Origin of the sequence: Pedobacter fastidiosus (genome assembly GCF_014306625.1) — a bacterium.
GTDB classification, from domain to species: Bacteria; Bacteroidota; Bacteroidia; order Sphingobacteriales; family Sphingobacteriaceae; genus Pedobacter; species Pedobacter fastidiosus.
Window position 1 is genome coordinate 35,177 of the sequence record NZ_JACRYL010000029.1, and the last position, 13,552, is coordinate 48,728.

Below are 13,552 nucleotides of genomic sequence, written 5' to 3' on the forward strand. Positions count from 1 at the left end.
TTCATCTCAAAAACATTTTTTTATTTCATTTTCAATAAATTTCACATATTTAATGCGATTGTTTTATAAAAATTAATAAAATATGCTATTTTTGACAAAAAACATAACAAATTAATGAAAAGCTTAAGAACCATCGCATTAAAAGAGGCTCAAAACAGAATTTCACCAGAAGTTAAATCACCATCAGCAAAAATTTCTGACTTTTTTGGCTCTAATGTATTTGATAAGAGAAAAATGAGAGATTTCTTATCTAAAGACGTGTATGAAAAATTAATATCATCTATCAACCAAGGTGAATTAATTAATACGGACGACGCTAACCAGATTGCCACAGCTATGAAAGCTTGGGCAATGAGTGCAGGCGCTACACACTATACACACTGGTTCCAGCCTTTAACAGGAACAACTGCAGAAAAGCACGATTCATTTTTCGAACCTAGCGGAGACGGTGCAATTGAAAAATTTGCCGGAAGCGCCTTAGTTCAACAAGAACCAGATGCCTCTAGTTTCCCTAACGGTGGTATTCGTAATACTTTCGAAGCGCGTGGTTACACTGCATGGGATCCTTCTTCTCCAGCTTTCATCATGGAAAGTAAAGCAGGTAAAACACTTTGTATCCCTACAGTTTTTGTATCATATACCGGTGAAGCCTTGGATTATAAAGCACCTTTGTTAAAAGCATTAGCTGCGCTTGATAAAGCTGCTGTTGATGTTTGCCAATATTTCGATAAAAGTATCACTAAAGTAAACGCATCTTTAGGTATCGAACAAGAATATTTCTTAGTTGATGAGTCTTTATTTAACGCTCGTCCTGATTTATTGTTAACCGGCCGTACGCTATTCGGACACATGTCTGCAAAAGGCCAACAATTAGAAGATCATTATTTCGGATCAATTCCTGAGCGTGTATTCAGTTACATGGTCGATTTCGAAAATGAAGCCCTAAAATTAGGGATTCCTTTAAAAACGCGTCACAATGAGGTTGCACCATCTCAGTTTGAATGTGCGCCTATTTACGAAGAAATCAACTTAGCAATCGATCACAACCAATTGTTGATGGATTTGATGGAAAAAGTTGCCCGTCGTCACCATTTCCGTGTTTTATTGCACGAAAAACCATATGCAGGCATTAACGGATCAGGTAAACACAACAACTGGTCGTTAATTACAGATACTGGTAAAAATTTATTGGCACCAGGTAAAACGCCTAAAAACAACTTAATGTTCCTTGCTTTCTTTGTTAACACAGTTAAAGCAGTTAGCGAGCATGCAGATTTATTACGTGCAAGTATTGCTTCGGTAAGCAACGATCACCGTTTAGGTGCTAACGAAGCGCCACCAGCAATTATCTCTATCTTCTTAGGTTCTCAATTGAACGATGTGTTGGATGAGATTGAGCACTCACGCATCAGCAAAAAAATTAAAGAAGATAACGCACTTTGGTTAGGTATTCCTAAAATTCCACAAATTTTGTTGGATAATACAGATCGTAACCGTACTTCTCCTTTCGCATTTACAGGTAACAAATTTGAGTTAAGAGCGGTAGGTTCTTCAGCGAATTCATCAGCACCGATGACGATCTTAAATGCGATCATGGCCGAGCAATTGGTTAAATTCAAAACTGAGGTTGATAAATTGATTAAGAAAGGTGATAAAAAAGACATCGCTCTATTAACAGTTATCAAAAAATACATCAAAGAATCGAAATCTATTCGTTTCGAAGGCAATGGTTATAGCCAAGAGTGGGAAGATGAAGCACTAGCACGTGGTTTATCAAACATTAAAACTACACCTAAAGCTTTAGATGCTTATTTAACAGATAAATCGGCAGAATTATTCAACGCTACAGGTATTTATAGCAAACGTGAAGTTCATGCCCGTCATGAAATCATGTTAGAAAACTTCTACAAAAAACTACAAATCGAAGCGCGTGTAATGGGTGAAGTTGCAAACACTGCAATTATTCCTGCTGCAATTGCTTACCAAAACTCTTTAATCGCAAACGTAAAAGGATTAAAAGAAATCGGTGTAGATAGTAAAGTTTCTTTAGATATCGTTAAAAAATTAACCGAGCATTTAGAAATTGTTAAAACCAATATCGATGCGATGTTAGAAGAACGTAAAATCACCAACAAAATCGAAGATACTCGCGAAAAAGCGATTGCTTACGATGAGAAAGTTAAAACGTATTTCGAAGTAATCCGCTACCATGCAGATAAATTAGAACAAATCGTTGATGACAGCGTTTGGCCTTTACCAAAATTCAGAGAATTATTATTCATGAAATAACATTTAAGCCTTAAGGTTTAAAGTATAGGGCGTAAGGTGTAAACTTTACGCCCTTTTTTTGATCAAGATTTTTAAGATTTAAGGATTTTAAGATCATTCGCAATAGACTTAAATATGCTCACATTTCCTCTGCGTTAGAAATTCCCTCTGCTACAGAGCTTAGGTGTTCTTAGGTTTCTCAGGTGGTGTAAATCTTTACTCCTTTTTTTGATCAAGATTTTTAAGATTTAAGGATTTTAAGGTCATTCGCTATAGTATTAAATGTCCTTACATTTCTTATATGGTAAAAATTTCTTCTACAACAATCCTTACCTGTTCCCAGGCCTATCAGGTGGTAAAACAATCCATCAAACATAATACTTTTGTTTTTTTCACCCCTTGCTAAAAACCTTTTACCTTTTACCTTCCTCCTTTTACCTCGAATCCTTATCTTTGCGCCAACATGAGTGATAACAGGTACAATCAACGTGGCGTTTCGGCCTCAAAAGAAGATGTGCATAATGCCATCAAAAACATCGATAAAGGAATTTTCCCGAAAGCATTTTGTAAAATCATTCCCGATATTTTAGGTGGAGATGATGCTTATTGCAACATTATGCACGCCGATGGTGCAGGTACCAAATCATCTTTAGCTTATGTATATTGGAAAGAAACCGGCGATCTATCCGTTTGGAAAGGGATCGCTCAAGATGCCATCATCATGAATCTCGACGATTTAATCTGCGTTGGTGCCACCGATAATATCTTGCTATCTTCTACAATTGGAAGAAATAAAAATCTAATCCCAGGTGAAGTACTTGCCGAAATCATTAACGGAACCGAAGAAATTCTGGCCGATTTACGTAAAGAAGGCATTTCCATCTACTCCACCGGGGGCGAAACAGCCGATGTTGGCGATTTGGTAAGAACCATAATTGTCGATTCTACCGTAACCTGTCGTATAAAAAGAGAAGAAATCATCAGCAATGATAACATTAAACCAGGCGATGTAATTGTAGCACTGGCCTCTTACGGACAAGCAACTTACGAAACTGAATATAACGGTGGTATGGGCTCTAACGGATTAACCTCTGCCCGCCATGATGTGTTTGAAAAATCTGTAGCCAATAATTATCCTGAAAGTTTCGATCCAACTGTACCTTTCGACTTAGTTTTCTCAGGTCAGAAACAATTAACCGATCAAATCGAAATAGAAGGATTCGGTAAAATCACATCAGGAAAACTCGTATTATCTCCAACTCGTACCTACGCTCCGGTTATCAAGAAAATATTAAAAAGCCACCGCAATAAAATCAATGGAATTGTACACTGCAGTGGCGGTGCCCAAACCAAAGTGCTCCATTTCATCAATGATGATATTCATGTAATAAAAGATAATTTATTCCCAGTTCCACCATTATTCAAATTAATACAAGAAGAATCTGGAACAGATTGGAAAGAAATGTACAAAGTATTTAACATGGGCCATCGTATGGAATTGTACGTTCCCGAAGAAATTGCCCAAGATATTATCGAAATCTCCAAAAGCTTCAACATCGAGGCACAGATTATCGGTCGCGTAGAAAAAGGTGCTCAAAAACAGGTTACCATAGAAAGCGAAAAAGGAACTTTCATCTATAATTAAGAATTTAATTTACCAACGCAAAACCCTTATAGATTTATTTTCTATAAGGGTTTTGCAATTAGGTTCAGTCTGATTTTATATTTTAATAATCTTTAAAGTTTCGACCTGATTTCCGGCTTCGAGCGTTAAAACATAAATCCCTGGTGGAATTCCCCTCTCATTAAAATTAATTTCAAAATTATCATTGTTCGAATAAGTTTGTGGAGCAATAACTAAGTTGCCACCGAAACCATACATCGAAATTTTAATATCCATCTTTTGTGAGAGCTTAATCACTGTTTTAAACTCTCCATTGGTAGGATTTGGATATATTTTGAAAGAAGTAAATAATTCATCTTTATAACCCAAAGCATCATTAACCTCCTTCTTCTTGTCTTTCGGCAAAATTGTTATGCTTTTTTGAACAGCATCTGCACATTGTCCAAGATTCACCATCATCATCATGTTATAAACTCCGGGAGCGTTAAAACTTATTTGCTTAATGCTACTTGATGCATTCCCTCCTACCATAATCGTTCCCGTATCAAAAATCCAAGATGTTTTTGATGGTGTTGGTTTGGAAACATCAACAACGATAATGGTATCGCCAACATTCGCATAGGTAGATACCAGAAAGTTAGCCTTTAACAGAGTTGTAGAAGTTTGAACGGTAAATGTTTTTGCTACTGAACAACCAATAGCATTGGTAACTTTTAACGAATATTTCCCGTCTTCACTGATTTGAACTTTTTGAGTCGTTTTGGAAAAACCATTATCGGCAGTCCATAAATAGCTGAATCCTGGGTTACCGGCATCATAAGTTACAATTTGCCCAACACACAAAACTGTATCAGGAACATTAGTGATCTTAATTTCTGATGGCGTAATAATATCTGTTGCATCTTCTACAGAACATCCATTAGCATCAACAATCGTTGCCCTATAAAAATCTCCACATAAATTACTTATGGTAGAAACATTTCCATAATTACCTGATGACCATTTATAAGTATAGGGAGCAGTTCCTCCAGAAACTGATAGTTTTATTTCTCCATCACATACATCGAAACACTTTTGCTGAGTTACTGTTTTTGTTACCATTAAAGCTAATGGCTCAATAATCGTTTTTGTTATTGAAGCCGTACAACCTTTATCGTCCTTAACAGAGATGTTATAATTTCCGGCACTTAGGTTTTTGAAAATTGCTGATGCTTGATAAGCACCATTGTTAATTGAATATTGGTAAATGCCACTTCCGCCCGTTGAAACAACTGAAATTTCACCAGTAGAACTAGCGTTACAACTTAGATTTTTAAATGAGTTAATAGATAATCCAAGAATTGAATTTTCATTGATAACGACATTTAGATTAGTACTACAGCCATTTGCGTCGATTAAATTTATCAGATAATTCCCACCTGCCAAATTTTCAAAATGATTGGAAGACTGTTGTGTTCCCCCATTTATAGAATATTGATAAGGTTGTGTTCCTCCTAATGGATTTACGACTAATGAACCATTTTTAGTTCCAAAACAAGTTACATCACTTTTGCTTGATAAACTTAACGCTAATAAGGCAGGCTCAGTAAGCAACACATTAATATTTTCTGTACAGTTATGTGCATCCTTTACCCAAACGTTGTAATTCTTAGCTATTAGCGAAGAAAATATTCCTGAAGTAGTATAAGTTATTCCTCCATCAATACTATATTGATATGATGATGTACCTCCATTCGCCAAAACTTCGATCTTTCCATTATTTTGTCCGTTGCAAGAAATATTTTTTTGAGATTTTAATTCGAGATTTAATTTAGAAGGTTCTGTTATTGATATATTTAAAGTATACTGACAACTGTTGGGATTATCTTTAACTACAAGAGAATAGTTACCTGCAACTAAACCACTAAAATTATTCGATACCTGAAAACTTCCGCCGTTAAGAGAATATGAATAATTTCCATTTCCGCCTACAGTATTATTAACCACGATATTTCCGTTATTACCAGAAAAACAAGAAACATCAGTTGTTAAGAGCTGAGCTGAAATACCAGCCGGAACACTTATGGTTTTTGTTTCTGAAGTTATACATCCATTGTTATCCTTAACAAAAACCGTATACTGACCAGCAACAAGTCCTGTAAAATTCTGATTTGAAGAATAATTATTTCCATCGATGCTATATAAATATGGCTGTACTCCGCCATTAACACTGCTAACAGAAATACTACCAACACCGTTACAAGTTGTAGGAGAAACTGCCGAAACCTGCAAAACCAATTTAGGTGCGATGTTAATTACAGAAACCTGATCGGAAATCTGACAGTTATTTTTATCTCGAACCACCAAATTGTAATTCCCGGCAATTAGATTCGAAAATGTATTACTTAATTGAAACGAAGAGCCATTAACCGAATATTGATATGGCGCTTCTCCGCCTAAAACATTTATGGTAATCGATCCGCTTGCATCACCAAAACATTTAACATCTTGCTTTGTAATAGAGGCAACTAATTTTTGAGATTCGGTAAGAGTTATATTTAGTGTTTGCAAACATAAATTAACATCTTTAACTTGAACCACGTAATTACCAGATAATAAACTAGTAAATGTAGAATTAGCTTGAAAACTGCCTCCATTTAAAGCATATTGAAAAGGAGCTACACCTCCAGATGCTGACACAGAGATTTCTCCAGTATTAGAACCAAAACATTTAATATCCGCTTTGTTAATCAACGCTAAATTTAAAGTCATTGGCTCAGTAATGGCTTCAGTTAATTCCTTATAACATCCGTTACCATCCGTAACACGCACTACATAATTACCAGAAGCTAAATTGTTAAAACTATTAATTAAACCTTGATCTACACCATTTAATTTATAAGTATAACTTCCATTTCCACCAGTTGCATTTACAACAAAACTTCCGTTATTAGCTCCGTTGCACAGTACATTCTGCTTATTTGAAACATTCAACAAAATATCGTCTGGCTGAAGAACATCTGCATTAACATCCACCATACAGCCATTTTGATCTTTGATAGAGAAAACATAATGTCCGGCTGTTAATCCACTAAACGTATTTGTGGATGCATATAATCCTGAACTTTTAATTCCATAAACATAGGTGCCAGTTCCGCCAGAAACAGATAAAACTACTTTACCGTCTGCAGAACTATGACAAGTTACAGCAGTAACCGCAGCAGATGCTATTAATTGGTTCGGCTGACCAATGGTTACGTTTGCAAACTTGATACATCCGTTATCATCAATAATTTTGATTTCGTAAGTTCCTGCAACCGCTCCAGAAAATACGCCATTGCTAAATGGCAGACTTGGATTACTACTATATGCAATATTCCCTTCGCCACCTGTTGCAGATACATTAATTGTACCCGTTCCTCCAAAACAAGTTGCATCAGTTTTTCCGTCAATATTCAATACAAGTTGTGGCGGTTGTTTAACCAAAACAGATAAGCTTGTGGCGCAATCTGCTTGATCTTTAATTTTGAATTCATATTGACCTGCTAGTAAACCGGTAAATACGCCAGTAGCATTGCTACTTGCCCAGTTATCTTTGGAATAAATATATCCGCCAGAGCCTCCAGAAGCAGAAATTATAACTACCCCACTAGAGAAACCATTGCATTTTACATCTTGGGTAACAACCGTTGCTTGAACTGCGCTTGCAGGCTGGCCAACAACTATGTTATTATTTACCGATACACAACCGCTTCCATCTTTAATCTTAACCAAATAATTACCCTGTGGTAAATTAAAGATATTGCTAATCTGATAACTTGTTCCACCATTGCTCGAGTAAGTATATCCAGAGCCCGAACCACCCGTTGGATTATTAATGATAATCGATCCTGTTCCACCAAAACAGCTTGCATCTACTTTAACAATATTTGCACTAATCTGTGCTGGCTGGGCAATATTAACAGCCACATCAATAGTTGTATTGGTAGCATCTTTAACAGTTATAGTATAGTTTCCTGCAACTAATCCTGTAAAACTGCCCGAACTCTGATAAACCCCACCATTAAATCTATATTGATAAGGCGAGGTTCCTCCATTTGCCAATACGGCAACACTTCCCGATAAATCGCCATAGCAACTATTATCTATCTTGGATGTTACATTTAAAGTAAGCTGTGTACTCGAATTAAGCGTTATGCTTAATTGATTTGAAACACAACCATTTCCATCTTTAGCTGTAATTAAATACGTTCCATTTGGCAAACCACTAAATGTTCCAGATGGATTATAAGCAGATCCATTTATCGAAAATACATATCCCGAATTACTTCCACCAGTAGCAGAAACCACAATTTGGCCATCACTTGCCCCTACAACTGTAGGGTTATTCTGAAAACCCAATACTGACACTACTGCATTGGGAATGGCAATATTTACTGTATTATTTGTTTTAAGTACACAATTATTTGCATCTATTACAGTTACGGTGTAATTTCCATTATTTAAGCCTGAAAATAAGTTGGAGCTTTGATAAATCCCGCCGTTTAATGAATATTGATATGGTGCTACCCCACCACCAGCAGTTGCCGTGATTGTTCCAGTGCCAGAATTACAATTTGGATTTTGCCCTACTATGCTAGCAGTTATAGCCTGAGGCTGAATAATGGTTACAACTGTAGAAACTTCATAATCATTCGCATCTTTAGCATTTAATGTATAGTTTCCAGCGATTAATCCTGTAAAGTTATTCGAACTTTGATAACCGCCACCATTAATTTCATATTGATAAGGTGCCGTTCCGCTAGAAGCGCTTACAGTTACCGAACCTGTATTTCCACCAAAACAGGTATTATCTACTTTACTGTTTACGTTGATGCTAAATTGATTGGGCTGATTTAAAGTAACAGATAAAACTGTAGATGCACATCCGTTTCCATCTTTCGCTAACAGTGAATACGTTCCCGCGGGTAAACCTGTAAATGTACCCGATGAAACATAATTTGCACCATCAATAGAATAGGTAAAACCTGCTCCATTGCCTCCACTTCCTATAACAGCGATTTGTCCATCATTGGTATTAAAACCTGTAGGATCATTTTTGAAGCTCAGCGAAACATTTACAGGATTTGGCAAAGTTATTACAACAGAATTACTGATTGCGGCACTACAATTTTTCGAATCAGTTACACTAACGGTATATGTTCCGGCTGCGAGATTGGTAAATACGTTAGAACTTACATAAGTACCTCCGTTTAAAGCATAGCTATATGGCGGAGTTCCACCATTTGCCGTTGCCGTAATTATTCCACCTCCAATTGCGCAATTTGGATTTTGCCCTGTAATACTAGCGCTTATTGAACTGGGCTGTAAAATGTTTGCATTAACATTAGCTATATTCCCATTATTGTCTTTTACAGATAAGGTATAATTGCCCGCGGTTAAATTATTAAAAGAATTGCTGGTTTGATAACTGCCACCATTTATAGAATAATCATAAGGACTAGTGCCACCGCTAGCAGTAACTTCTACACTTCCAATACTACCACCAAAACAAATATTATTTGTTTTGGTACTTATTGCTAAACCCAATTGTGTAGGCTCAGCTAAGGTAACGCTCAAAGGCAACGACTCGCAACCTTTATTGTCTCTTGCGGTTAAGCTGTATGTTCCAGCAACTAAACCACTAAAAGTATCTGATGCGGTATAACTTCCTCCATTTATAGCATATGTATAACCAGTTCCTGTACCTCCATTGGCTGATAGGATGATCTGCCCATTGCTTAAACCGAAACCTGTTGGGTTGGTTTTGTTATTTAAGACTGTATTCACTGCTGTTGGAACTGAAATAACCACGGCATTACTCGTTGCAGGACTACAGCCATTTGCATCTATAATTTTAACCGTATAGCTTCCCGCGGTTAAACCAGTAAAAACATTTGATGCCTGATATGTTGTGCCCCCATTTATAGAATACTGATAAGGTGGGGTTCCCCCTCCACCAGTCGCTGTTATAATTCCAGTACCTGTTGAGCAATCAGGATTTTGACCGGCTATACTAGCCGTTATTGGAGGTGGTGCATTGGGAATGGTAAAAGTAAACTCACTTGTACAATTGGCACTTCCACTATTTATCTGTCCTTTATAATTACCAGGAGCAAGCCCGGGAACAACAAGAGACGAACTTGTAAAAATAATTGGTGCACCAGGTATATCCCCAATTTTCTGTATCACAAGTGATAAATTTTCTCCTCCATTGTAAACTGTTCCATCATCGTACTTAAAATCGCTTAAACTTATTGAGCCATTACCATTTGCACAAAGAGGAGCAATTGGATTTTTGGTTTGGGGAGTGGGGAAACTTGGATAGAAAGTTATTGAGTTCGATACATCAGACTCAATTTGAAAACTTTGATAAGCACCCTTGATCCTAAAATAAGTTGGAACTCCTTTGATTATAGTTGCTGGAAGCAAATCTTGATTAAAAGTGACAGTGTTCGTAGTTAACAAAGAAATTGATTGCCAAGATGCTGAATTTGAAGGATCGTTAGTTGCCTGTAAAGTATATACTCCATCAGGATATGTAGGAATGTTCAATGTTACGTTTTCAGTACCACACAAGACATTATTTCCAATATTAATAGGCTTAAAAGTCAGTTCGTTAATATTAACATGCCAACTTGTACCAGCAACTACACCACAAAGATTGGTTGTATAAGCTCCATCATTTGAACCAAGATATAACATGGAGGCATCACCATTTGAAACATTACTTTCATAGCTAATTGTTGTAGGTATCTCAGTTTGATAAAATATATCATTTATTGATGTTATGAAATCTGGAGGATTTGTGTTTGGAGAACTCTTATCAAAATAGTGGGTTTGCCCAATCAAACCTTGAGCGTGCAAACTTGATGGTAAGGAAGAACATATAAAAGCATCTGCCGGTATATTTGCAGATATAGTATAATCAATACTATAAACTTTGTTTACTTGTGCTTTAATATCTATAATAATCCCTAATAGTAACATTAATAATAAAATCTTCTTCATAAGCTTAATAATTAATTAGGATTTCCTTACTGAAAGGACTTTCGTTTCCATCTACAAACACAGCCTTTATGCGGTATATATAGATGGTATTGATTAATAATTGGGTATCGATAAATTGATTGGATTTATCTTTCTGTAAGGTTGTTGCAGGATTCAAAGTTTTGTACAATCGTAGAGGTTTTCCTTGTTCGGCTTTATAAATCAGATAGCTATCCACTTTTGGAATATTGTATGCCCACTTTATAACCACCGCAAGATTTTCTCTATCTGCTGTCGCCTTCATGTTTATGATAGCTGGTTTTAAACCTAAATCAAGTCTTTTAGCGGTAAATGGTTTAGAATCTGATGTTAAATTACTATCATCTACAGCTCTAATTTTGTAAACATAAGTCTGTTTCAATTCGGCTGTAGCATCGTTAAAAGTGTGTGTCGTATCTTTAAATGAAGCGATAGGTTTCCAGTTTTCTTCGCCTTTTGGGGTACGATAAACCTCATGTGCCACCACATCATTACTACTGCTTATGTACCAGGCTAAATAAATTCCATCCGTTTGATTTTTAACCTCATACAGGGATGGGGGCATTGGTGGAACGATATCCGGTCGCTTTAACTTTAAGGGTTGCGAAAACTCAGAAGGATTATATCGCTTATCAACCGCTACGAGTTTGTAAAAAACAGATTTGGTTAATGTTTTTAATTCGATGGTATCGGTAAAAGCATTTATTTTAACAGCCTTTCTGGTTATTTGCGAAAACTCTCCATCAATGACATTGCCCCGATAAACACGATAGCCTGCTAAATCTTTTTCGCTATTGGCTTTCCAGCTTAATTTTACCAAGCCAGTTTTATCAATAGTTCCTTTTAATTCTATTGGTGGTGCAGGCGGAATACTATCGATTAATTGGGCGAATATCCCATAAGAAACCTTTGATATTCCCTCTTGACCATAAGCTCTTATTCTGTAATAATTAGAGCCTAGTGGTTGATCATCTATGTATTCGAAAGTGCTACTAGAGATTATCTTTTGATTAATTTTTTTAAATCCCTTTTCTACATTATTTGATCGCTCCAAATCATATCCCAAAATAAAGGCTGGTTGCTCAGGCATCTTCCAGCTTACTTTTACCGTTTTCCCAATAACATCAGCTTTCTCCATTACGGGAGATGCTTCCAACTGATGATCTGTAATTACGCTAATGGTATCAGAAACTGGTCCTGTTTCACCAAAAGGTGAAATTCCTTTTACACGATAAAAAATCTTATGATTAAGTGTAGAAAGAGTATCTGCGGTCAAAGCTCTCCTTCGTACTTTTCCATCATCTTCAGTATTTACCACTGGTTCATCGCTAATCGGAACAAAGTTTTTACCGCCATCTTCTGATCGTTCTACCATAAAAGTGGTGTAAATACCTTTGGTTACTTCTTGATTCCAACTTATTGTCGCACCTTTTTTCTGAGGTTCCACTTTAACATCATAAGGTTTTGGAAGTGGGGAAAAATCAGAAAAGCCTGTAAATACAAATCCCGTATCTATCCTCACCATTTTATCAGTTACGGCAGGATAAATTCTGTATAGATATTTTTCATTTTGTTTTACATTTTTATCTACATAGGCTAAACCCATTGCTTTTGCAACATGATAATCCTGATCGGCACTAAAGAGTGCAAACGAGAAACGAGATTCATTTTCTCTAGCTCTGTTAATCATTTGGCTTATTCCACCCTTATTATCCTGACTAACCTCGAATGATTCGCCATATAAGGCTTGTGCAGCAATGGAACCATATTTATTTTCCTGATCTACCATAGTTTTCCAGCTATCCATAGGCCACGGCTTTAAAGCTACAGGAGTAAGCAATATAGATTCTGGTTTGGGCAACAACTTTCCGTTTCTGGTTATGGTAAACCGCTTGATTTGATAACCCGTTTTATTTAAACTGTGCCAAGCTTGTGCAGATGCAGGCGCCCATCTCAACATAATAGAATCTTTTGCTGGCCTTGATAAAACAGCAATTTTAATTGTTTTTACTTTTTGCTGAGCCTTTAAGCTAAATGCTGAAAACAAAAATATCAACAGACTAAATTGAAATAAAAGCTTGCTCAAGCCAATCTTGATACTAGGTATCACGTACTTAATATTTGATACCATCTTATTGTCCAATTTCATTATTAATTACAAGTTGTTTAGTAGTTGTTATTCTATTCGTTCCGGGCAATACATAACTTACCTTAAATTTATACGAACCTTTTCTCACTGGCATAAATGGCGTAGTTACTATCTCTTTCATTCTATCCGAAATATTCAACGCCCTATGTACAGCATAAGCATTCACTATTTTGCTTTGTATTTCGTAATAATCTGTAGAAACATAATGAGGTAGATTATAAACAAAATCTACTTTTCCCGTAGTAGCTGTAGTACCTGGAGCATATTTTAAACCGGTCACCAAGCCTTCATTTCTGATGTACATTGCTTTGATAGGTGGCGCTCCGAGTAAATTAACATCTCTATTTAACAGGGTTAATGCTGGATCAGTTGGATAATTTTCGTATATGTATTAACCCCCTAAAAAGCTGGACTAAATTTTAAAAACAATTTAGAACCATTAAATTAGGGAATTATGAAAAGAG

General features: G+C 36.2%; 5 protein-coding genes. 2 read left to right on the forward strand and 3 right to left on the reverse strand.

All coding sequences use genetic code 11. From position 1 onward, the window contains the following. The first annotated feature begins 114 nt into the window (after nt 1-114). Nucleotides 115-2,289, forward strand: coding sequence for a glutamine synthetase III family protein (locus tag H7U22_RS21080; RefSeq protein ID WP_187073323.1), 2,175 nt, complete (start codon nt 115-117; stop codon nt 2,287-2,289). Nucleotides 2,290-2,731: 442 nt separating this feature from the next. Further along, complete coding sequence (locus tag H7U22_RS21085) at nt 2,732-3,913, forward strand: AIR synthase related protein (RefSeq protein ID WP_187073324.1); 1,182 nt, start codon at nt 2,732-2,734, stop codon at nt 3,911-3,913. Between the two features lie 75 nt (nt 3,914-3,988). Here the strand turns inward: H7U22_RS21085 and H7U22_RS21090 are convergent, their stop codons facing one another. Genes H7U22_RS21090 through H7U22_RS21100 form a run of 3 tightly spaced genes read right to left on the reverse strand, consistent with a single transcriptional unit; the run spans nt 3,989 to nt 13,392 of the window. Then, entirely contained in the window at nt 3,989-10,921 is a 6,933-nt protein-coding gene (locus H7U22_RS21090) for a T9SS type A sorting domain-containing protein (RefSeq protein WP_187073325.1), read from the reverse strand. A gap of 4 nt (nt 10,922-10,925) precedes the next feature. Beyond that, nucleotides 10,926-13,049, reverse strand: coding sequence for a fibronectin type III domain-containing protein (locus H7U22_RS21095; protein WP_187073326.1), 2,124 nt, complete (start codon nt 13,047-13,049; stop codon nt 10,926-10,928). Nucleotides 13,050-13,071: 22 nt separating this feature from the next. Further along, nucleotides 13,072-13,392, reverse strand: coding sequence for a hypothetical protein (locus H7U22_RS21100; protein WP_187073327.1), 321 nt, complete (start codon nt 13,390-13,392; stop codon nt 13,072-13,074). Nucleotides 13,393-13,552 lie beyond the last annotated feature (160 nt).